The organism is Streptomyces sp. NPDC087263 (genome assembly GCF_044744645.1).
In the GTDB taxonomy this organism is placed as follows: domain Bacteria; phylum Actinomycetota; class Actinomycetes; order Streptomycetales; family Streptomycetaceae; genus Streptomyces.
Window position 1 is genome coordinate 98,168 of the sequence record NZ_JBIUYT010000014.1, and the last position, 21,359, is coordinate 119,526.

Here is a 21,359-nt window from a genome sequence, read left to right on the forward strand (position 1 = left end):
ATCGCGTCCCCGGTGTAGGCGCCTCAACTCCCTTCCCGCAAAGACCACTTACCGGCCCGGGGCACAGCCCGCCCCCGTATGACCGCACCGCCCGCCGACCACGCCGAACACGCCGAACACGCCGACCCGAAAGGAACACAGCCATGGCCACACCTCTGACCGCTGCTGAAACCCTCGCCGCGTTGAAAGCCGAAGGCCTCGCCTTCCACGAACACAGCGGCTGGAAGACCCACAACCGCGATTCGGCGACGGGTAAGCAGTTCGGCCCTGTGATCGGCGTGCTCATCCACCACACCGCGGGGCACAACGACAAGGAACTCTGCTACAACGGCAGGTCCGACCTCCCCGGCCCGCTCTGCCACGCCTGGCTCGGCAAGACCGACGGTCTGTGGCTGATCGGCCACGGCCGCACCAACCACGCCGGGTCCGTCGACCTCGACGTACTCAACGCCCTGCGCGCCGAGAAGTCCCCGCTCCCCAAGGACGACCAGGCCAACGCCGACGGCAACGACGTCCTGTACGGCCTGGAGATCGAGAACCTCGGCAACGGCAAGGACCCCTACCCGGACGCGCAGTACCGCAAGGCCGTGCTGTGGGCCGCGGCCCTGTGCCGGGCCCACGGCTGGACCGAGAAGTCGGTCGCCGGGCACAAGGAGGTCCAGCCCGGCAAGATCGACCCCAGCTTCGACATGGACGACTTCCGGGCCGACGTGAAGAAGCAGCTCGCGGAGACGCCCGTCAAGAACACCCCGGCCAAGCCGGGCAGCCCCAAACCCACCAAGCCCAGCACCGGTACCGCGTCCAAGCCCCGCGTCGATCTGTCCCTGCTCATCAGCGCCGCGAAGAAGGACCCGGCCGCCAAGCAGGGCCACGTCAGCTACATGACGGGCACCAACCTCACCGAGGCCGCCCTGGTCAAGCTCGGCTACCTCGCCAAGACCTACTCGGGCGACGGCTCCTTCGGCTCGAAGACCGTCGCCGCGTACGCCAAGTGGCAGCGCCACCTCGGCTACACCGGCGACGACGCCAACGGCATCCCCGGCAAGATCACCCTCAGCAAACTCGGCTCCCAGACCGGGCTGTTCACCGTCGTGGCGTGAGGCGGGACGAGTACGTCCCCGGTGTGTGGTGACTTGACGCCCACGCACCGGGGTTCGTTGCGTCGACGGGTGCAGCCGATACACCCCCCTCGCCAGCCTGGGAGAACCGGAGCCCGCGAGCCCGCGAGCCCGCCCCGCGACAGCCACCCACCTCACGGACGCATTCGCGAGGCCCACCTCACGGATGCATCCGCGCCCCCTTCAGCACCTTGTCCACCGCGTTCCGCGGCCCGTACACCGCGAGCCCCACGAGGTCCAGCTCGCCGGTCGGCACGGCCCGTACCGCCGTGCGGTTATCCCGGTCGTTGCCGGTGGCGAACAGGTCCGAGGTGAAGACGGCTCGCGGCAGCACCCGCGCGAGCGCCCGGCCGTGCGCGGCGGTCAGGGTCTCCTTCGAACCCTCGAAGATCAGTACGGGCTGGCGGAACATCGGCAGATACGGGACGCCGTCCGCGTCGGCGTACGGCTCGCCGATCACCTCGGGAACCGCCGCCCCCAGGCCGCTGACCAGGAAAGCGGTCACATTAAGTCGTTGCCAGGGCTCCAGGTCGTCCCGCAACAGGACGGCGATCTTGGTGTCGAAGCGGATGGCTTCAAGAGGTTGGTCAAGGGGTTCAAGGGTCGAGGCGCTCATGCGTCGAGACTGCCGACCGCCGTACGACATCGTCTTGTACGTTCTTTGCATGGCCCCGCAGCACCGCGCCCCACGCTCCCCGCGCCCCCAACGGGAGATCTCCGCGTGGCGCCCGCCGGTCCCGGGCGTCGTGGAGGTCTTCCACGCCCACTACACCGAGTACGCGTACCCGATGCACGTACACGACGCGTGGACGCTGCTGATCGTCGACGACGGGGCCGTACGGTACGACCTCGCCCGGCACGAGCACGGCACCCCGCACGACACGGTGTCGCTGCTCCCGCCGCACGTCCCGCACAACGGTTCCCCGGTCACCGAGCACGGCTTCCGCAAGCGCGTCCTGTATCTGGACCTGAGCCGGCTCGACGAGAGCTTCATCGGGCCCGCGGTGGACGCGCCGGACCTGGTGGATCCCGTACTGCGGCGGCGTGTGGGGCAGTTGCACAGCGCGCTCGCGCATCCCGGGGACGAGCTGGAGGCCGAGAGCAGGCTGACGCTGGTGGGGGAACGGCTGCGCGGGCATCTGCGGCCCCGGCTGCCCGGAGAGCCGCGCCCCGACCGCACCCTCGCCGGCCGGCTGCGTGAACTCCTCGATGCCCGACTCGTCGAAGGCGTCTCCCTGGAGGAGGCCGCCCGGCTTCTCCAGGCCCATCCCGCGCACCTGGTACGGGCGTTCAGCGCGGCCTTCGGGATCGCCCCGCACCAGTACCTGATGTCCCGCCGCGTCGAACACGCCCGCCGTCTGCTGCTCGACGGCCGGCCGCCGGGCGAGGTGGCACCGGCGACCGGCTTCTTCGACCAGTCCCACCTCACCCGCCACTTCAGGAAGCTGGTGGGGGTACCGCCGGGGCGGTACGCCAGGGCGGGGCTCGGGGCTGCCTAGAGGTCCCGCTGAGCGTCGTACAGGTTCCTTGGGCGTACGACGTCTGTCGTGCCGTACAGCTCCACGCGCGCGTGGAGGTCGCCGGTGAAGTCGGGTACGTCGATCTGGCCGAACTCCGTCACTTCGTTGACGCCGACGGTGGCGCTGTAGGGGGCGAGGCCGTCGATCTTCATCAGGCCGGCGCGGGAGTTGGTGACGCGGATGTTCCAGTGGGTGAAGCGGGCACCGAAGAGGGGGCCTGCCGAGTAGTCGCCGCCGTGCTGGCCGGTGTTGTCGACCGTGATGTCGGTGCGGACGTTGGCGAAGGGAAGGCCGCGGTGGGAGTCGAAGGTGCCCATCTTCATGTCGCCGCGGGACCAGACGTTGTAGGAGGAGAGGCCTTCCACGTTGATGCCGTGGAGCTGGGTTCCGGCGGGCGCCGGGACCGTGCGCTGCTCGACCGTGAAGTCCTCGACGAGGTTGTCGTGCGAGCCCTCGCGGCAGAAGTACGGGTGGTGCGAGCCGCGGCCCGCCACGCGTGTGCGGCGCAGGGTGCAGGCGGAGGCGGCGACCAGCCCGAAGCCGTTGTCCACGTGGCGTACGACCACGTCATCGGCCCAGCAGTCGTACGCGCACTGGAAGGTGACGCCGTTGTAGCCCTTGTCGAGAAGGTGCAGACTCTGCGGGGTTTCCACCGCCTCCAGGGTGAGCCCCTCGACGCCGGAGCCGGTCAGCGGCTCCACGAGCGTGGTGAGCCGCGGGTCCCACTCCGGGCGTACGTCCAGCGGAAGTGGCCTCTCCAGGGTGACCTTTTCGCCCTGCACGCGCGTGATGCGTACGGGCCACTCGTACGGGACGTAGCTCGTCAGCTTCGTCTTGTCGTCCCAGACGTACGCCTCGGTGCCCGGGCCGCCGCCCGACATGTGCTCCAGGAGAGTGTGGTCGGCGTCGTCGGCGAGGCGGAGGAGGACGAGTTGGCCGGGCTTCAGCTTCCCGGCGTCCGCGACGCGCACCGACCGCGAGCCCTGGCGCGCCGGTTCGAGCGTCGTCAGCGTCTGCCACTCGTCGCGCTTGTTGCCGGTCCAGCCCTCGAACGGCCATGCCTTCGTCTTGATGGCGGTCGTCAGGGTCGTGAAGCGGTCCGTCGGGCAGAGCCAGACCAGGCCGCCCGCCCAGGACCAGGACGACTTGTCGCCGCCGTAACGGGAGCCGTAGGCGCCGATCAGCTCGGTGAGGTTCTTGGTCGCGTACAGCTTCGTCACGTCGCTGCCTGCGCCGCGCAGGACGACGTTCGAGTACCCGATACGGATCAGGTCGTCGATGCGGAAGGTGCCGGGCGGGATGAGAACCGTGCCACCGCCGGCCCTGCCAGCAGCAGCGATGGCACGGTTGATCGCGGGGGCGGAGTCGGTGACGCCGTCCGCCACGGCTCCATAGTCGCGTACGTCGGCCACCACGCGGCGCCGGGGGAAACGTTCCGTCCCCGCGCGGTAGCCAGCGCTGCCGACGTAGGGAATCTGCGGGTGGGTGAAGGGGGTGCGGGTGAACTCGCGCCAGAGGGCGGGGGTTTCGCCCCTCTGGATCGCGGGCGTGGCGGCCGTCGCCGTTCCGCCGGTCGCGGCTGCGGCCGCCACCGCTATGGCGCTGCCGAGCAGGCCGCGCCTGCTGACCCCCATGTGCTGGTTGCTCATACCCGCCCGCCCTCCGCTGATATTCATGGATGTGAACGACGTTCATATCTGCGTCTGCGGTGAGCATCCCATGGAGATCCCAGGCAGGGAAAGGGGTGTGCAGGGCCTGATTGGCGAGCAAAGTAGGTCAGTTGGCGGGGCGCTGGGTCAGGTGGCTGAACGCGTCCAGGTTGCGGGTCGATTCGCCGCGGGACATCCGCCAGGCGTACTCCTTGCGGATCGCGGAGGCGAAACCGAGCTCAAGGAGGGTGTTGAAAGAGCCGTCGGCGGCCTCCAGGACCGAGCCGAGCAGGCGGTCGATCTCGTCCGGCGTGACCGCGGCCAGCGGCAGTTTCCCGGCCACGTAGATGTCGCCGAGGGAGTCGACGGCGTAACTCACCCCGTACAGCTTGAGGTTGCGCTCCAGAAGCCAACGGTGCACACCGGGTTCGTTCTCGTCGGGGTGGCGGATCACGAAGGCGTTGAGTGACAGGGAGTGCCTGCCGGCGATCAGCGAGAGGGTCGTCGACAGCTTCCGGGTGCCGGGGAGCTTCACCACGTAGTTGCCGGGCCCGGGGCTTTCCCAGTCGAGTTCGGCGTCCTTGAGGACCCCCTCGATGACCTGTGCCGCCTGCCGTACGTCAGCCATGGTGGGAGGGTACGCGACGCCTGTGTTCCTGCATCGCGGCCGTGTACACGTCCGCCGTGGCCGCGGCCGAGGCGTCCCAGCCGAAGCCCCGCGCGTGCCGGGCGGCGGCGGCGCCCAGCCGGGCGGACAGCTCCTGGTCGTCCGCGAAATCGCGCAGCACGCGCGCGTAGGCGGCGGGATCGTGGCCCTTCACCAGGAAGCCGGTCTCCTGGTCGCGCACGGCGACGGGCAGCCCGCCGACCGCGGCCCCGAGCACCGGCGTACCGGTCGCCTGCGCCTCGATGGCCACCAGTCCGAACGACTCGCTGTACGAGGGCATGACCAGCACCGAAGCGGCACGGAACCAGTCCGCGAGCTGCTCCTGGCCGACGGGCGGCCGGAAACGGACGACGTCCGCGATGCCGAGCCGGGCAGCGAGCTTCTGCAGCCCCTCGGGCTTGGCGAGGCCGCTGCCGCTGGGGCCGCCCACTACGGGGACGACGATTTTCGAGCGCAGGTCGGGGCGCTCGTCCAGCAGCACGGCGACCGCGCGCAGGAGCACGTCGGGGGCCTTCAAGGGCTGTATGCGGCCCGCGAAGAGGGGGATCAGGGCGTCCTGCGGGAGCCCGAGGCGGGCGCGGGCGGCGGCGCGACCGTCGGCGGGGCGGAAGCGTTCGAGGTTGACGCCCGGGTGGACGACGGCGACCCTGTCACGCTCGGCCTCGTAGTGGCGTACGAGTTCGTCGGCCTCTTCGGCGGTGTTGGCGATGAGCCGGTCGGCGGCGCGCACGATCTGGGTCTCGCCGATGACGCGGGCGGCGGGCTCGGGGGTGTCGTCCTCGGCGAGCGCGGCGTTCTTGACCTTGGCCATGGTGTGCATCGCGTGCACCAGGGGGACGCCCCAGCGTTCGGCGGCGAGCCAGCCGACCTGGCCGGAGAGCCAGTAGTGGGAGTGCACGAGGTCGTAGTAGCCGGGGCGGTGGCCCGCCCAGGCCTGCATGACGCCGTGCGTAAAGGCGCACAACTGGGCCGGGAGGTCTTCCTTGGCGAGGCCTTCGTAGGGGCCCGCGTCGACATGGCGTACGAGGACGCCGGGGGCGAGTTCGACGGCCGGAGGAAGGGCGCCCGTGGTGGCGCGCGTGAAGATCTCGACCTCGATGTTGATCGCGGCGAGCCGCTGGGCGAGTTCCACGATGTATACGTTCATGCCGCCCGCGTCGCCCGTGCCGGGCTGGTGCAGGGGTGAGGTGTGCACGGAGAGCATCGCTACGCGACGGGGCTTGCGGTGCAGCCTGAGCCGTCCGGACGCCGCCGGGGAGAGCCGCCCGAGCCTGCTGATGTACTGGCTCACGTGGCGTTCCTCCTTGCTGCGGGCAGGCCTGCCGGAGGATGTGGGGCACCCTCCGGAGATGGAGAACGCCGAAGCGGTCTGCTCCATTTCCACTTTGCCGAATCATTACCGCTGATCGCTCAACCGTTCGAGGGTCGTCTGCGTACCAGGGGTGCGCGGGGAGGTTATCCACAGGCTCGCACGGGCTCCGCCGCGCCCGCATACCCTCGTACGCATGACAGCCCGCGCAGCGTCCCGCCCCGTGGGAACGGTGACGCGCGGGACCACGAACCCCAATCGCCTGCGTCGCATGGACCGCTGGATCGCGGCGACGCACGGAGCCGAACTGCGCCGCGCGACCGACCCCGTCGCGGTCGACCTCGGCTACGGCGCCGCGCCCTGGACCGCGGTCGAACTGCTCCAGCGCCTGCGCACCGCCGCTCCACGCACACGCGTGGTGGGCATCGAGATCGAGCCGGCGAGAGTGTCGGCCGCGCGGCCGTACGAGCGCGAGGGTCTCGCCTTCCGGCACGGCGGTTTCGAGGTCCCGGTGCAGGGCCACCCATGGCTCATCCGGGCGGCGAACGTACTGCGCCAGTACGACGAGGAGCAGGTCGCCGCGGTCTGGGAGCGCCTGTGCGCCCGCCTCGCACCGGCGGACCCGTCGGCGGGGTCGCGGGGCGGCCTGCTGGTCGAGGGCACGTGCGACGAGATCGGCCGCCGGCACGTCTGGGTGGCCCTCGGCCCTGAGGGGCCGCGCACGGTCACCTTCGCCACCCGCCTCGGCTCCCTGGACCGTCCTTCCGACCTCGCCGAGCGCCTCCCGAAGGCCCTCATCCACCGGAACATCCCGGGCGAGCCCGTACACGCCTTCCTACGCGACTTCGACCGCGCCTGGGCCGCCGCCGCGCCCTACGCCTCGTACGGCGCCCGGCAGCGCTGGATACGGACGGTCCGCACCCTGACGGCCGACTGGCCGGTGACGGACGACATATCCCGCTGGCGGCAGGGCGAAGTGACGTTGCGGTGGGGGGCGTTGGCTCCGGAGGTGAAGTGAGGCTGCGCTGGGAGGCGTCGGCTTCGCGGGCGAAATGAGGCTGCTCGCTGCGAGGCGTCGGCTCCGCGGGTGAAGTGCGGGTGCGCCAGGAGGTGTTGGCTCCGGGGGCGAGCTGACCAGGTGGGGAACGTCGGGCGTGAGCCGTTCGTCACACACGTGGGGAGATCGTCTTGCGGGGGTGGAGAGGGGGAAAGGAGTCCTTGCCCTCCTCTGTCGTGTTGCGCGCCGACATGGCACGATCCCCCAGGCGTCCGTAAGTTACTGACGGTCAATCAGTTGGGGGCGGAGAAATGGGATCCGGCAAGCGGAGTCTGATCACGACGACGATGGCCCTGGCCTGCGCATGCGCCTGTGCCTGCGCGATACTGGCAGCGGCACCCGGCGTGGCGTACGCGAGTCCGGCTCCGGCTCCGACACCGACTCCGTCCTCAGCCCCGACCTCGGATCCGGATCTGACGCTGCCCCCCGGCGCGACGCCACCATCCGTGAGCAACGAGGAACTTGAAGCCGTACGCACGAAGCTGGACGCCCTCTACCACTCGGCGGCGGTAGCCACGGACGCGTACAACGCGGCGGAGGAGCAGACCCAGCAGCAGTCCGCCGAGATCGTCGGCCTGGCCCGCGAGATCGTCAAGGGCCAGCAGAAACTGGACGACTTGAGAGACCTGGCGGGCGCCGCCGCCCGCGAGCAGTACCGGAGCGGCGGGCTGCCGCCCGAGGCCCGGCTGTGGCTGAGTGAGGACCCGCAGGAGTTCCTGGACGGCGCGGGCCGCGTACGCCAGGGCGAACACGCGACCGAGGGTCTGCTCGCCGAGTTGACGCGCACCCAGCAGGACTTGGAGCAGTACGCGAAGGACGCCTCGACGCAGTGGACGAAGCTGGAGTCCAACCGCAAGGCCAAGGCCGAGGCCAAGAAGAAGGTCGAGCAGCAGATCTCCGCCGCGAAGAAGCTGGAGTCCCAGCTGGAGAAGGACGAGAAGGAGCGGCTGGCGAAGCTGGAGGAGGAGGCCGCGTACCAGGCGCAGACGGCCTGGCTGAACTCCGGTCTCGTCCCGCAGAGCGACGGCACGGCGTCCGAGCACGGCAAGAAGGCCGTGGCGTACGCGACCGCGCAGACGGGCAAGCCGTACGAGTGGGGGGCCGAGGGCCCCAAGTCGTACGACTGCTCAGGGCTGACCTCGCAGGCCTGGGCGTCCGCCGGAGACGCGATTCCGCGCACCTCGCAGGAGCAGTGGAAGCAGCTCACCCACGTCGACGTCCAGGACATGCGCCCCGGCGACCTGATCATCTACTTCGCCGACGCCAGCCACGTCGCGATGTACATAGGGGACGGCGCCATGGTGCACGCGCCCCGACCCGGGCGGACCGTGACGGTCGCGGGAGCGGGTTCGATGCCGATTCTGGGGGTCGTACGGCCGGACGCGTGAGGCGGGGCGGGGCGCACGCGGGGTGGGTGAGGTGCCCCGGGCGTAGGCGATCGGGCGTAGGCGCTCGGGCTTACGTGACTGGGCTTACGTGACCGGACGTACGTGGCCGGACGTACGTGACCGGACGTACGTGACCGGACGTGCCCGACCAGGCGTCCGGGTCCGGGCCGACGGCGGCCTACCGCACGTCGCCGGGTCTACACGCCCGGGCCGAGGCGGCCGACCGCACGCCCCCGGGCCTACACGCCCGGGCCTGCTTCGACCAGTCCGAAGCGGCCTGCCGCCCCACGCCCGGGCCCACGCGAGGCAACGCGAGGCGACTTGCCCGAATTGCCCCGCCCGGCGTGACCTGCCCCACGTGACTCAGCGCACGGTTGCCCTCCCCGCGCAACCGCGGGGACGTGACCTTCGTCATCCCTCGCGGAGCCCCGTCGTGTCCAACTGCGTTACAGGATGCGGCATATGACGGTGGCTGTTTGCCGGACCCCGCGCGGCACACCATTCCGTTTCGGCACCCGCTGACGCTATGGTCCCGGTCGGTGGTGCGAGCATTTCGCCGCGCCACGCCCTCGGGGGAGGGAAGGAACCCAGACGATGCCCGTACCCGTACCGCGGCAGAGAGCCATCCCGGCCGCGGAGAGTGGTCCGGCTCCGGACGCGTTCTCACCCGGCGGCCCACCCGGACTCGAACCCGGCGGCCCCGCCGGCTCGGGACCGGCGACCGGCGCCACGGCCCCTGCCGACACGGCCGCCACGACTCACCTGACCCTGCTGGTCATCGAGAACGACCCGGCGGGTTCACTCAGCGTGCCCGAAATGCTCGACGCCACGGGCAAGGCGATCCGGATCCGCAGCGCCCGCAACCTCACCGAGGCCGAGCGGCTGCTCACCGACGACGTCCACTGCATTCTCCTCGACCTCGCACTGCCGCCCGCGGGCCGGACAGCCGAGGCCGACGACGAGCTGGCCACGCTCAAGCACGTACTGCGGCTCGCGCCCCAGCACGCCGTCCTCGCGCTCACCGCGTCCGGTGACGCCGAGCGCGGCGCGGAGGCGGTGCGTGTCGGCGCCCAGGACTACCTGTTCCGCGACGAGCTGGACGCCCGGCTGCTGAGCCGCGCGATCCGGTACGCGGTGGAGCGCAAGCGCTCCGACAAGGCCGAGCGACGCCTCACCGAGTCCCGGCTGCGCGCACAGGAGAACGCCCGCCTGGAGCGGGGGCTGCTGCCCACACCACTCCTGGAGGGCTCCTCGCTCCGCTTCGCCGCGCGCTACCGCCCCGGCCGCTCCCGCGCCCTGCTCGGCGGCGACTTCTACGACACGGTCCGTACGCCCGACGGCACCGTGCACGCGATGATCGGCGACGTCTGCGGGCACGGGCCCGACGAGGCGGCGCTGGGCGTGGAGCTGCGCATCGCCTGGCGCGCGCTGACGCTCGCGGGGCTGTGCGGTGACGAACTGCTCTCGACCCTCCAGCAGGTCCTGGAGCACGAGCGCGACAGCGAGGAGATCTTCGCGACGCTCTGCACGGTGGACATCTCGCCGGACGGCCGCCATGCCGGGCTCTGCCTGGCCGGTCACCCGTCCCCGCTGATCGCCCGCCCGGGCCGGCCCGCCCAACTGCTGCCGTACGAGAACGGCGGCCCGGCGCTCGGCCTGCTGCCCGGCGCCCGCTGGCCGCGCCGGCAGGTGGAGCTGGGCGGTGCCTGGAGTCTGATGCTCTACACCGACGGCCTGATCGAGGGCCGCATCGGCGAGGGCAAGGAGCGGCTCGGCCAGGACGGCATGGTGGAGATGGTCCGCCGCCAGCTCGCCCAGGGACTCCAGGGCGAGGAACTCCTGCGCGCGGCGGTGAACGAGGTGCGCGAACTCAACGGCGGGGAGCTGACGGACGACGTGGCGGTGCTGTTGCTGGACCGTACGGCGTAAGCGTCGTACCGGATCCGGCTCCTGTAGTGGCCGTCCGTGGTGCCTACCGGCCGCCGTTGTAGGGGCCGTACGGCCCGTCGCTGCTGTTTCCACCGCGGCGACCGCCACCGCCGGAGACCTGGCGGATCGCGGGGCGTACGTCCACGAAGAAGACGATCGTGGCGACCAGGCCCGCGATCTGCAGGAAAATCATCGGGACCAGCAGGTTCACGGCCACCGTGATGCCCAGGATGATCATCCAGAACATCTTGTTCTGCTTGTCGGCGGCGCGGTACGCGTCGTCGCGGGCCAGTGCGGCCATCACGAGTGCCACCACGGCGAGCGCCAGGATGGCAAGGAAGATCACCGACATGAAGCCGCTGAATGCCGTCAACAGCACAATGCCCACCGCCCGATTCGAGTCGTCTCTACGCCACCGTACCCGGAGAACGGGCCGGGAACTCTGAGAGTGCCCGGCCCGTTGTCGTCGGCTTGATGCGGCCGCTTACTGCCGCTGCCCACTCCCGCTGACTTGGCGGGCTTCCGCTTACCTCGCGGAGCTCCCGCGTACGTCGCGGGGTTCCGCCTACTTCGCCGGCGGGGTGGTCTTCTTCGCGGCGGTCGTCTTCTTGGCGGCCGGAGCCTTCTTCGGCGCGGCCTTCTTGGCCGGGGCGGGCTCGGTCACGACAGCGACCGGCTGCGGCGCGGCCTTGGCCTCGACCGGCTCGGCGTTCGGCTCGACCGCGATGGCCAGCTCCTCGATCTCCTCGGCGGCCTCGCCACGCCAGGTCTTCACGACCTGCTCGCCCTGCTCGGCGACCTTCTCGTACGTCTCCCGCGCCTTCACGGCGTACTCGGCGGCGACGCCGATGCTGCGCAGGGCGAGGTCCTGAGCGGACTCACCGATCTTCTTCAGGTCGGTGTCGAGGGTGCTGACGAACTCCGTCACCTTGGACTGGAGCGTCTCCTGCGCCTCCTTGGCGCGGGAGGCCGCCTTCTCCTGGGCGGCGTTCGGGTCGAAGCTACGAACCGTCTCGATCCGCGCCGGGGCCTCGGTACGGATCTGCTCCACGATGCCGGGCACCTTCTTGGCCTGCTGAACGGCCAGGTCGGCGGTGCCGGCGAGGAAGTAGAGCGGCGTCGGGTCCGTGGCGGCCTTGCGGATGTCGTCGGTGATGGCCATGCGATGGTCCTCCCGGATTCGCGTTCAGCTGAGGGTTTGGGTGGTCCGCGGCGAGACCGGCCTGTCGGCGGTGCTGCGTGCGGTGTTCATGCTGCTGATCGTGTTGCTGTCGCACTACGAGTCGCACTACAAGTCGTAGTACGGGTCGTGCTACTGATCATGCTGCTGGTCGTGCTCGTCAACTGGCGGTCTGCTGCGGATCGGCATCACTGCCGTCGGTCGTACGGGAGCCACGGACGCCGGTGTCCGCTGCGCTCCGTGGATGCTCGGCATCCGATATATCCAGATCACTGTCCTGAATATCCAGATCACTGTCCTGATCGATGTGCACGTCGGCGTACTGCACGTCAGCGTGCCGCACATCGGCGCCAACACCTTGATCGCCCTCGTCCACCTGGGTGATCTCGAACCCGTTCTCCTTGCGGAAGGACTCGTAGATCTGGAGCAGCACCTGCTTCTGCCGCTCGTTCAGCGTGGGATCGGCGAGGATGGCCGCACGCGTCTCCACCTCGTCCCGATCCCGCTCGGCGTCGAGGATCCCGGCCCGCACGTACAGCGTCTCGGCGGAGATCCGCAGCGCCTTGGCGACCTGCTGCAACACCTCCGCGCTCGGCTTGCGCAGCCCGCGCTCGATCTGGCTCAGATACGGATTGGACACCCCGGCGGCATCGGCGAGCTGCCGCAACGACAGCTGCGCATTACGCCGCTGCTCACGGAGATACTCACCAAGATTGCCGACGTTGAGCGATGCCATGCCTCCACCCTGCCGCACCCTTGCTAACAATTGCAAGCAGCCGCTTGCAAAAGTGCGCTACGCCACTGTGGCCGAGTGTTGGTCCGACGCTCTGCGCATGTCGCGCTCCGTGCTCCCCTACGCTTCCTTGCTGTCGCTGGACGAGCGCCTGGACAAGGCCGCCGCGGTCCCGGTGATCGTTCCGGAGACGGTGGTCAGCGACCACGGCAAGGCGTTCATCTCGGACAACTTCCGCAATGCCTGCCGCCATCTGGGGATCTCGTTCCAGCCCGCGCACCCGGACACCCCGACCGACAGGCCGCACATCGAGCGGACTTTGGGCTCGGTGTCGACGATGTTCGCCCAGTACGTGGCCGGCTACACAGGACGGAGTGCCGAGATGCGGGGCAAAGATCCTTCCACGCAGGCGGCCTGGTCCATCCACGAGCTCCAGGATCTACTCCAGGAGTGGATCGTCGTCTGGCAGGCCAGGCCGCACGACGGGCTGCGCGATCCGCTGATGCCGGACCGGCCACTGAGCCCGAACGAGAAGTACGCCGCGCTGGTGTTGCGAGCGCATCTCCAAAACCGCCCTGCGAAACATCCGGATCGACCACAACAGCGAGTCGGATTCCCCGCCTGACGCGGGTAGGGAAGCGGGGTGAACAGGCCGTTCGAGGCCGTCGTCTTCCGTCCGCTGCCGCGTCCGCTCAAGCCCTTCCCACAGGAGCCCGAAGCCTCGTTCCTGGACCGCCTCGCCACGGCCAACGCGATGCCCGTCCAACGCCCTCAGCGGCCCTCCCACTGGCTGGAATCCCGCCTGGACCCAGTCGGCTGGCTCAGCATCCTCAGCGGACAGCCCCGGACCTCGATCCAGTACGCGATCCCACGCTGGGAGCGACAGGCGTGGAACATCCCCCAGGGTCCCTTCGCCGCAACTCCCCGATGGGCGTGCCGGCGATGCGTCGCCCGCAGGACCGGCACCCCCGGCCAAGGCGTCATGGTCTGGATGTCGAAACACCACGACCAGGTCTGCATCCCCCATCGCCTCTGGATCGGCCGGGCCGTCGAAGCCCCCGCCAACCAGCTCGACCTTGCCGATCTACCGGAGATCGTCGCCGCCCAGAAGCGCCACTACCGGCTCCTGCGCCGCTACGGCCCCGACGTGATCAACGTCTGCTACGAACAGAGCTCCCGCTTCTGGACCACCCTCCTGCAGCACGGCTACCGGATCAGCGACCTCACACAGCGGCTCGCCCGGCTCCAGCCCCGCCCTGCCCGCACCGTCCGGCCGTGGGACCCCAAGCGCTACGCGGCGATCTATCCCGAGATCGTCAAAGCCATGGTGTTCTACGCAGCTCCGCACTGGCGCAACCTGGCACTCTCCGGCACTGAAGAGGACTTCTGGGCCTTCCACACCGAATTCATCCGGCGGCTCCCCAACGAGAGTTCCCTCCGCACCACCGCCAAGCCGTGGTTCATCCACCAACTCCGCATGATCGCGCACACCATCGAGGCAGTCGCAGACCCACCGGCAGCACACGGGCCGACGGAGCAGGGACACTGACGTCAGCTGCATCGGAGCGGATTATTAGGCTCCGATCATGACCAGCAACCCCGGATTCACCTGCTCGTGCTGCGGCAGCCACCACGCCGAGCTGCCGATGAACTACTCGACCAAGGCCCCCCACGTCTGGGAACCGAGTTACGCGGACTCTACGGACTGCTTGCTCTCGTCGGATCAGTGCGTGATCCGGGCACAGCACTACTTCGTCAAGGGTCTGGTCGAGATACCGATCACCGGCAGTGACAAGGTGTTCTCCTGGGCCGCATGGGTCTCCCTCAGCCGGGACAATTTCGCCCGTTCCGCGGACCTTTGGGACACCCCGGGACGTGAAACCGAGGAGCCGTACTTCGGGTGGCTGTCCACCGACCTCTTCCTTTACACGCCCAGCACCATCAACTTGAAGACCCACGTCCACACCCGCCCCATCGGACAGCGTCCCCTCATCGAGCTGGAGCCGACCGACCACCCTCTCGCAGTCGAACAGCGAACCGGCATCACGATGGAGCGCGTCAGTGAAATCGCCGAAGCCGTTCTCCACCCCGCCGACAGCGAATCCAAGTGACGTCGAACGTGCTGCTGACCTAGCGTTCCGCCCATGACCACCCCAGACGTCAACACTGACGATGAGGCCGGCGTGACGATCCGCTGCCAGGACAACTCGTCTGTCGGTGCGAGGTTCTGTGATCGGTTCAGCTTCGACGAAGACTCCGTGCACTACGCCGTCGAACTACAGGCTCCAGGCTTGGCCGCCCGAGTCCATGAGGTCGTCGCCTGGATCTGGGACAGCGATCTGGTCCCGTTCCTGGAAGAGCTCGCCGCCGGCTACCGGGGATGGGACGGCGAACGGAGCTGGCAGACCAACGACCGTGACCTCGCAATGTCAGCCGTCTTCCGGTCCGGCGGCCACGTAGGACTGACCTGGACCTTGCGGCCATGGCCGAAGGCCGCCGGCGGCTGGAGCGCCTCGGTGACCACCTTGCTGGAGGCCGGTGAGCAGATGGCTTCCCTGGCGGCCGATGTGGAGCACTTCCTCGCCGGGGAGCCGCGGTGACAGCCGGCATACGAATCACCTGGACGCTGGGGGCGCATGGGTGGGCCGAATGTGTCGTTGAGGACCAGCAGGCGAAAGCGGAGCTCACCGCGTCCTACATCAGCAACGCGCCCGAAGAGTTCCTCACGGCGGTGGCCCGGCTCGTCGCGGGCGAGACGGAAGCCCGCGCCCAGTTTGAAGCCGAGCCGACCGCCTACCGGTGGATCTTCTACCGCGAAGCTGCGGATGTCTGGATCCGCTTGCTGGAACTACGTCGCGGCAGCGACCACGACAACAGGGGCACCGAGATCTGGTCGTCCCAACTCCCCATCGATGCACTCGCCCGGGCTGTGGTCCGCTGCTTCGACGAGGTGTCTCGGACCTACGGCGAGAACGGCTATCGAGGCAAATGGGGCGAGCACTTCCCTCGAATGGAACTCGAAGCCCTGAGACGCCTCCGGCACGCTCACCGCCACGACGATGGCACATAGCCACAGGCGCCAACTGCTCAGGTTGAGTGAGACAGAACAGCCATCGCCGTCTCACTCAACCTGAACCACCCCAGGTCACGGCTTCACGATGGCCCACATCTACTGAGACACGTCACTGTCCGTCCCCAGCAAAGGTGACCAGTCCCGCTGGATCTGATCGGCGGACTGATCGAGTCCTGGCGGATCTGATCCTCGAAGGGACCCGATGATTGTGCTTCGGCTGGCGGGGAGGCGCGGCACCGGGCGGGTCGAGTGAAACGATCGGCAGGCGAGGCCAAGGCTCGCCGCAAATCGGCACGAGCTCTCAGTCAGCGGCCAGGGCGGGTGAGGCTGGACAGTCCCCACAGCTCGGCGATCCGTCCGTCTTGGACGCGGAAGATCTCCATCATCGTGGGTGCGTGCTGGTCTTCGGCACCTGCCGGGAGCCCGTGCAGGGTCGAGCGTACGGCGACTCGATCGCGGTCGACGAGCATGTCCTCAACGACGACATGTATGTCGGGGTAGGTCGCGATCATCTTGGACCAGGACCGCGTCACGGCGTCGGGACCGGTTGTTCCCAGTGGGTGGCTCACGAAGTCCGCGGCGAAGATTGTCTCGACCGCCGCAAGATCGCGTGTATTGAATGCCGTGTAGATGCGCTGGCCAATGACTCTGGGGTCGTCTGTCATCTCAGTCTCTCCCGGTGGGGAAGGGTGGCATGAGCGGGCAGCCGCTGCGGGCTGTTGGTGGTTATGGGCTCGCGTGGTCGCGCTCAACGCTGTTGACGTTGGTGTCCAGGCGCCGGAGGGTCCGCAGTACGGCCTCCCGCTCGTGCCGCCTCCGCCGAACTCGCACAGATCCACCAGACCTACCAGGAGCAACTGCTCGACGGTATCCACACCGCCCCCGCCTCCGGGGCTGCCGCAGGGAACAGTCCGTACTCATCGGCCAAGCCTTCAAGCAGACGCCCACCACGGCGCCCCCTCCCCCCACCACCACCAACGCGCTTCGAAAGGGGTGACAACCCGACTGCGAACACGAACCTTGTGACAACTAGCCCGAGCAACTGGTGACAACCATCGCCGCGAACTCGACCGCGAGGACCAGGTCAGATCCTCCGCTCGGTGACAGTTATCGCTGCAAGTCACATGTGGCGGGAGCGCCACAAGTTGGCCAGTGAGCCGTCCGTTCCCTGCCCATCTGCCGATTGCCGTCGGATCTGCAGGGTGAAGTGACCGGGGCCCGGACGACCTGCGCAGCGAGCTGCTCTACCGGACCGCGGGGAGGATCGGAGCAGTTGATGCTGGTGCTCTCGCGCTTGGCGGTCAGGACGGCTGGACTTGGTCGAAGAGGGCGAGGGCTTCGGCGGGGTCCGGGCTCACGAGGCGTTCCAGACCGGCCGTCGTGATCTTCGCCCACCTGGCGGCCCGTGCCCACATCTCTTCCTCGAAGGCGCGGACGGCCTCGTCCAGATCTCCAGGGCCGGTGGCGATGGACTCGGCGAGTTCGGCGCCTTCCAGCATCGCGAGGTTCGCGCCCGCGCCCAATGGGGGCATCAGATGGGCGGCGTCGCCCAGTAGCGTCACCCCGGGGACGTGGGTCCAGGTGTGGGACACGGGCAGGGTGTGGATGGGGCGGTGGACGAAAAAAGCGGTGCGGTGGCGGAGGAGGTCGAGGACGGGAGCGGCCCAGCCGTCGAACAGAGCCAGCAGGCTCGATCGCACGGCCTCGACGTCGGACAGGTCCAGGTTCGCGTGCCAGTCCAGCGGCGCGCGGAACTGGGCGTACACCTTGACGTGGCCGCCGCTGTTGCGCTGGGCGACGAGAGCTCGGTTCACGCCGTACACAGCCACCGAACCGTCGCCGATCAACCGGGCGAGGTCAGGGTGGCGGGTGTCGACGTCGTCGAGAGAGGTCTCGACGACGGTGACGCCGGTGTAGTGCGGCGTCACCGACGAGACTGCCGGGCGGGTCCGGGACCAGGCGCCGTCCGCGCCGACTACGAGGTCGAACGTCTCCTGTCGCCCGTCCGCGAAATGGACCAGTACGCCGTCCCGGGTCCCCGGCACCACCTGTGTCACGCCCCACCCCCACCGGACGTCGAGAGGGCCGAGCAGCAGGTCGCGGAGTTGTCTGCGGTCGATCTCGGGATTGGCCCGGTCATCTGGACGGGGTCGCCAGTCGCGCAGGACGGTCCCGGCCGTGTCCAGGATGCGCATGGCCTGCCCCTCGGGACGAGACAGCGCCTGGAATTCCGCCAGCAGCCCCGCCTTGTCCAGCGCGCGCTGCCCCAGCCCTTCGTGCAGATCCAGCGTGCCGCCCGGGGGGCGGGCATCGGCGGCGGGATCGCGTTCGAGGACGGTGACGGGGTAGCCATGGCGATGCAGGACACGGGCGAAGGTAAGGCCGGCGGGGCCGCTCCCGACCACAGCGATACGATGTCTCATGTCGATACACTGTATTGCCCCTTACGATGCATCGCAACAGAACGGTGTGACCATGACTGTGTGGGACCGGCCGGAGCCGCCGACTCGCCCCGTGCCGCTCGACCGGGAGCAGATCGTCGCCGCCGCCATCGCGCTGGCCGACGAGGGCGGCCTGGAGGCGGTGTCGCTGCGCAAGGTCGCCGCCCGGCTGAACGCCGGCCCGATGCGGCTGTACGGATACATCTCCACCAAGCAGGAGCTGTTCGACCTCATGGTGGACGAGGTCCACGCCGAGATTCTCCCCGTGGAGCAGCCCGGTGACTGGCGGGAGGCGCTGCGCATCCTCGCCCACCGCACCAGGCAGGCCGTTCTCCGTCACGAATGGCTGGCCGACCTGCTCGGCGGCCGCCCGACCCTGGGCCCGAACGGCCTCGCCGTGACCGAGGCCACGCTGGCCGCCCTCGACGGCCTCGCCGACATCGACACCGTCATGCGCGCTGTGGAGACAGTCAGCGCCTACTTCACCGGCGCGATCAGGCGCGAGACCGCGAACCTGCGGGCCGAGCGCGCCACGGGCCTGTCCAAGCGCGACTGGCAGCGCGCCTCCGGTCCGCATGTGACAAAAATGCTGGCCACGGGCCGCTTCCCCGCGCTGGCCAAGGCCGTGTACGACGGCACGGACGTGGATGCCGAGGCATCCTTCGCGACCGGCCTGGACTGGGTCCTCGACGCCGTGGCCGCCAGACTCACCCGGCCGCCGGCCTGAGACTCAGCTCTTACCGAAAGCCCCTCGCCCAGCCTCGCCCCGGTAGTTGGGAGACAGGCCCAACCGGTCGTTCCACCGGGCCAACCGGTCCGCCGGTAGCCGAGGGGCGAGCCCGGCGACCCACCGACAGGGAGTTGCCCACGGGCCGCGAGTTGAGGCACTGGCCCCCGCGAGGACCAGCCCGTGCAGCTGCTTCGGGCGTCGCCGCGCGAACTCCGGCGAGGCGTATCCGCCGAGCGAGTGCCCGACGACCAGGGCCGGCCCGCGGTCGAGAGGGCCCACCGCGGAAGCGATGATCTCAGTCGCCGCGCTCAGGCTTGAATGAGTCGGTAACGATTCGGTGATCCACGGCAAATATTCCGGTGTGGTTCAGTCCGACTGGCAATGCACGGGAATGGTGCGCTCGTTCACGCATCGCCGAGTCGACTACCGAGTTCGCATTCGTGACGTCGGGTGCAGCCGTGACCTTTTCGCCCGCCGCCACGCCTCCTTCACGCAAGGACCAACTACCTCCATCGCCCCGCCACATCAGCAGTTCACGCTCCGTACCCCGAACGGCAACCGCGATGACGCCTCCAAGTCACCCAAAAAGAGGGCCAGTTCCAGCCAGCGCGTCCCGGATGTATTTGGGAGAGAGATGACACTCCGGCCGTTGCAATGATCGTCAACGTGCCAGACCCTTCTGGGAGAGGACGTTCTCGTCGGCCTCCTGCCGGTAGTTCCCCCGATCAAAGGACTGGCTACTTTGCGTACGCATTGGTGTGGAAGAGCCGCACTCACCACTGCCGCCCTGTCTCTTCTCGCCCTCGGTCTGTCCTGTACGCCAACCGTGGCGCAGGAGCAGTCGGCCGTGCGGATCAACGAGGTGGAGTCGAGTGGCGGCACACCAGGCGACTGGGTGGAGTTGGTCAATACCGGCTCCACCTCGACCGATGTGTCCAACTGGGTCGTGAAGGACAACGACGACTCCCACTCGTACAAGATCCCGTCGGGTACCTCGCTGGCTGCGGGCGCGCACCTGGTGCTGGACGTCGAGAGCTCGTTCGGTCTGGGCAGCTCCGACTCGGCCCGGCTGTTCGGGGCCGACGGCACCACGCTGGTCGACTCCTACAGCTGGACCGCTCACGCGACGACGACGTACGGCCGCTGCGCGGATGGTACGGGCGCGTTCACCACGACGACCGCGTCGACCCGGGGTGCGGCGAACGCCTGCGGCAGCAGCGACGGCGGAGGCAGTGAGCCCTCAACCACCCCGTGGCCGGGGGACGCCGCGGTCAGCATCGCCGACGGCTCGAACGTCTTCGGCGAGAACCTCAGCGGTCTTTCCTTCGAAAGCCCCAGCGTGCTCTGGGCGGTGGACAACGGCCCGAGCAAGCTCTACCGCCTGGTACCCAACGGCGCGACGTGGGTCCCCGACCCGGCCAACGGCTGGGCTGCGGGCAAGTCGCTGCACTTCGGCACCGGCAGCGGCGACCCCGACACGGAAGGCGTGGTCTCCACCCCGGACGGGATATTCGCCTCCACCGAGCGCGACAACAGCAACAGCGGCGTCAGCAAGCCGGAGGTCGTCCGCTTCGACCCCTCTTCCACGGCCGACTCGCTCAACACGACCGCGGAGTGGAATCTCACCTCCGACCTGCCCGCCGTAGCGGCCAACAGCGGTCCCGAGGCCATCTCCTGGATCCCGGACAGCTACCTCACCGCACACGGCTTCAGCGACGAGCACACCGGCGCCGCCTACGACCCGGCCGCTTATCCCGGCCACGGCAGCGGCCTGTTCTTCGTCGGGCTTGAGGCCAACGGCACCATCTACGCCTACGCGTTGGACCAGACCGGCGGTGGATACACCCGGATCGCCACGTTCTCCAGCGGCTTCCCCGGAGTGATGGACCTCGAATTCGAGCCCGAGACCGGTCACTTGTGGGCCGTCTGCGACGACACCTGCGAGGGCCGTACCGCGACCCTGGACATCGACGCGCAGGGCCGGTTCACCGCTACCGCCGTCCATGACCGCCCGGCCGGCATGCCCAACTACAACAACGAGGGCTTCGCCATCGCACCGCAGGCGGCCTGCACCGACGGCCACAAGCCGGTCGTGTGGTCCGACGACAGCAACGACGACGGACACGCACTGCGCGCCGGCACCCTGCCCTGCACCACGGTCAGCGCCGCCACGCCAGCCATCCGAACCGACTGATCTCACCGACGGACCGCCACTGGCACGGTAACCGGCCTGCCACCTGCGCGGTGACAAGCCGGGTCGCCGAAGAATCTCACCCCGGGCGACCCGGCTTCCGACACCTCACGGCCCGTCCACCCTCCTGGTGGACGGGCCGTCCCGGTGGACGGGCCATAGCTGTGGACCGGCCATACCGGTGGACGGGCCATACCGCGTCAGCGCACAAGCGACATGGCCCGCCGGATCAGTCCGGTCCGGATCAGTCCAGTCCGGTCCGGTCCAGTCCGATCCGGTCCGGTCCGATCCGGTCCATCGGAGATGATCGCTCCTCAGCGACGACCTCCTCCTCGTCGTCGTCGTCGCACGAGTCATCGCCGAATTGCACGGTT

General features: G+C 69.1%; 22 protein-coding genes and 2 pseudogenes. 13 read left to right on the forward strand and 11 right to left on the reverse strand.

Annotated elements, in window-relative coordinates:
• Positions 1-143 precede the first annotated feature (143 nt).
• Entirely contained in the window at positions 144-1,100 is a 957-nt protein-coding gene (locus ACIPC1_RS35915; RefSeq protein ID WP_402524933.1) for an N-acetylmuramoyl-L-alanine amidase, read from the forward strand.
• Between the two features lie 178 nt (positions 1,101-1,278).
• Here the strand turns inward: ACIPC1_RS35915 and ACIPC1_RS35920 are convergent, their stop codons facing one another.
• Positions 1,279-1,734, reverse strand: coding sequence for a DUF2000 family protein (locus ACIPC1_RS35920; protein ID WP_402524935.1), 456 nt, complete (start codon positions 1,732-1,734; stop codon positions 1,279-1,281).
• Between the two features lie 49 nt (positions 1,735-1,783).
• Between ACIPC1_RS35920 and ACIPC1_RS35925 the strand changes: the two genes are divergently transcribed.
• Positions 1,784-2,617, forward strand: coding sequence for an AraC family transcriptional regulator (locus ACIPC1_RS35925; protein WP_402524938.1), 834 nt, complete (start codon positions 1,784-1,786; stop codon positions 2,615-2,617).
• Here the strand turns inward: ACIPC1_RS35925 and ACIPC1_RS35930 are convergent.
• The 3 genes from ACIPC1_RS35930 to mshA form a co-directional block, all read right to left on the reverse strand.
• Complete coding sequence (locus ACIPC1_RS35930) at positions 2,614-4,287, reverse strand: glycosyl hydrolase family 28-related protein (RefSeq protein ID WP_402524940.1); 1,674 nt, start codon at positions 4,285-4,287, stop codon at positions 2,614-2,616. The genes ACIPC1_RS35925 and ACIPC1_RS35930 overlap by 4 nt on opposite strands.
• Before the next feature lie 127 nt (positions 4,288-4,414).
• Positions 4,415-4,915 (reverse strand): YbjN domain-containing protein, encoded by a 501-nt coding sequence (locus ACIPC1_RS35935; RefSeq protein ID WP_402524942.1) that lies wholly within the window; start codon positions 4,913-4,915, stop codon positions 4,415-4,417.
• Positions 4,908-6,245: a D-inositol-3-phosphate glycosyltransferase gene (mshA, locus tag ACIPC1_RS35940; protein WP_402524945.1), complete on the reverse strand. Its 1,338-nt coding sequence runs from the start codon at positions 6,243-6,245 to the stop codon at positions 4,908-4,910. Before mshA ends, ACIPC1_RS35935 begins: the two co-directional genes overlap by 8 nt.
• A 214-nt stretch (positions 6,246-6,459) precedes the next feature.
• Here mshA and ACIPC1_RS35945 point away from each other — a divergent pair, with 214 nt between their 5' ends.
• The 3 genes from ACIPC1_RS35945 to ACIPC1_RS35955 all read left to right on the forward strand — a co-directional run bounded on the left by ACIPC1_RS35945 (position 6,460) and on the right by ACIPC1_RS35955 (position 10,637).
• Entirely contained in the window at positions 6,460-7,281 is an 822-nt protein-coding gene (locus ACIPC1_RS35945; RefSeq protein WP_402524947.1) for a class I SAM-dependent methyltransferase, read from the forward strand.
• Positions 7,282-7,571: 290 nt separating this feature from the next.
• Positions 7,572-8,708, forward strand: a complete 1,137-nt coding sequence (locus tag ACIPC1_RS35950; protein WP_402524950.1) for an NlpC/P60 family protein — start codon at positions 7,572-7,574, stop codon at positions 8,706-8,708.
• 594 nt (positions 8,709-9,302) lie between these two features.
• Positions 9,303-10,637, forward strand: a complete 1,335-nt coding sequence (locus tag ACIPC1_RS35955) for a PP2C family protein-serine/threonine phosphatase (RefSeq protein ID WP_402524952.1) — start codon at positions 9,303-9,305, stop codon at positions 10,635-10,637.
• A 43-nt stretch (positions 10,638-10,680) separates the two neighbouring features.
• Here the strand turns inward: ACIPC1_RS35955 and ACIPC1_RS35960 are convergent, their stop codons facing one another.
• Both ACIPC1_RS35960 and ACIPC1_RS35965 read right to left on the reverse strand, forming a co-directional pair.
• The gene (locus tag ACIPC1_RS35960) at positions 10,681-10,989 is read right to left on the reverse strand and encodes a DUF2516 family protein (protein ID WP_402525177.1); all 309 of its coding nucleotides are present in this window, start codon (positions 10,987-10,989) and stop codon (positions 10,681-10,683) included.
• A 213-nt stretch (positions 10,990-11,202) separates the two neighbouring features.
• Positions 11,203-11,799, reverse strand: coding sequence for a hypothetical protein (locus tag ACIPC1_RS35965; protein ID WP_402524954.1), 597 nt, complete (start codon positions 11,797-11,799; stop codon positions 11,203-11,205).
• Between ACIPC1_RS35965 and ACIPC1_RS35970 the strand changes: the two genes are divergently transcribed.
• Entirely contained in the window at positions 11,798-11,938 is a 141-nt protein-coding gene (locus tag ACIPC1_RS35970; RefSeq protein ID WP_402524956.1) for a hypothetical protein, read from the forward strand. The genes ACIPC1_RS35965 and ACIPC1_RS35970 overlap by 2 nt on opposite strands.
• A 39-nt stretch (positions 11,939-11,977) precedes the next feature.
• Here the strand turns inward: ACIPC1_RS35970 and ACIPC1_RS35975 are convergent, their stop codons facing one another.
• Positions 11,978-12,553, reverse strand: coding sequence for a helix-turn-helix domain-containing protein (locus ACIPC1_RS35975; protein ID WP_402524959.1), 576 nt, complete (start codon positions 12,551-12,553; stop codon positions 11,978-11,980).
• Between the two features lie 79 nt (positions 12,554-12,632).
• Between ACIPC1_RS35975 and ACIPC1_RS35980 the strand changes: the two are divergent.
• From ACIPC1_RS35980 to ACIPC1_RS36000, 5 genes and pseudogenes are all read left to right on the forward strand, one after another.
• Positions 12,633-13,100 (forward strand): annotated as a pseudogene (locus tag ACIPC1_RS35980) (integrase); the annotation flags it as partial.
• A 93-nt stretch (positions 13,101-13,193) separates the two neighbouring features.
• Complete coding sequence (locus ACIPC1_RS35985) at positions 13,194-14,099, forward strand: hypothetical protein (protein ID WP_402524962.1); 906 nt, start codon at positions 13,194-13,196, stop codon at positions 14,097-14,099.
• Positions 14,100-14,196: 97 nt separating this feature from the next.
• Positions 14,197-14,661 carry a DUF2199 domain-containing protein gene (locus ACIPC1_RS35990; protein ID WP_402525179.1) on the forward strand — a complete coding sequence of 155 codons (465 nt, stop codon included), beginning with the start codon at positions 14,197-14,199 and terminating at the stop codon, positions 14,659-14,661.
• A gap of 33 nt (positions 14,662-14,694) precedes the next feature.
• Positions 14,695-15,150: a DUF6228 family protein gene (locus tag ACIPC1_RS35995; RefSeq protein ID WP_402524964.1), complete on the forward strand. Its 456-nt coding sequence runs from the start codon at positions 14,695-14,697 to the stop codon at positions 15,148-15,150.
• Positions 15,147-15,620: a hypothetical protein gene (locus ACIPC1_RS36000; protein ID WP_402524966.1), complete on the forward strand. Its 474-nt coding sequence runs from the start codon at positions 15,147-15,149 to the stop codon at positions 15,618-15,620. Before ACIPC1_RS35995 ends, ACIPC1_RS36000 begins: the two co-directional genes overlap by 4 nt.
• Before the next feature lie 308 nt (positions 15,621-15,928).
• On the opposite strand, the gene ACIPC1_RS36005 is transcribed toward ACIPC1_RS36000, so the two are convergent.
• Positions 15,929-16,288 (reverse strand): ester cyclase, encoded by a 360-nt coding sequence (locus ACIPC1_RS36005; protein ID WP_402524969.1) that lies wholly within the window; start codon positions 16,286-16,288, stop codon positions 15,929-15,931.
• 636 nt (positions 16,289-16,924) lie between these two features.
• Positions 16,925-18,046: an FAD-dependent oxidoreductase gene (locus ACIPC1_RS36010; protein ID WP_402524971.1), complete on the reverse strand. Its 1,122-nt coding sequence runs from the start codon at positions 18,044-18,046 to the stop codon at positions 16,925-16,927.
• A gap of 52 nt (positions 18,047-18,098) precedes the next feature.
• Here ACIPC1_RS36010 and ACIPC1_RS36015 point away from each other — a divergent pair, with 52 nt between their 5' ends.
• Complete coding sequence (locus ACIPC1_RS36015; protein ID WP_402524974.1) at positions 18,099-18,791, forward strand: TetR/AcrR family transcriptional regulator; 693 nt, start codon at positions 18,099-18,101, stop codon at positions 18,789-18,791.
• Positions 18,792-18,851: 60 nt separating this feature from the next.
• Here the strand turns inward: ACIPC1_RS36015 and ACIPC1_RS36020 are convergent.
• A pseudogene (locus ACIPC1_RS36020) lies at positions 18,852-19,145 on the reverse strand (alpha/beta fold hydrolase); the annotation flags it as partial.
• A 475-nt stretch (positions 19,146-19,620) separates the two neighbouring features.
• On the opposite strand from ACIPC1_RS36020, the gene ACIPC1_RS36025 reads away from it, so the two are divergent.
• Positions 19,621-20,988 carry a lamin tail domain-containing protein gene (locus tag ACIPC1_RS36025; protein ID WP_402524976.1) on the forward strand — a complete coding sequence of 456 codons (1,368 nt, stop codon included), beginning with the start codon at positions 19,621-19,623 and terminating at the stop codon, positions 20,986-20,988.
• 241 nt (positions 20,989-21,229) lie between these two features.
• Here the strand turns inward: ACIPC1_RS36025 and ACIPC1_RS36030 are convergent, their stop codons facing one another.
• Positions 21,230-21,355, reverse strand: a complete 126-nt coding sequence (locus ACIPC1_RS36030; protein ID WP_402524978.1) for a hypothetical protein — start codon at positions 21,353-21,355, stop codon at positions 21,230-21,232.
• Between the last annotated feature and the right edge of the window lie 4 nt (positions 21,356-21,359).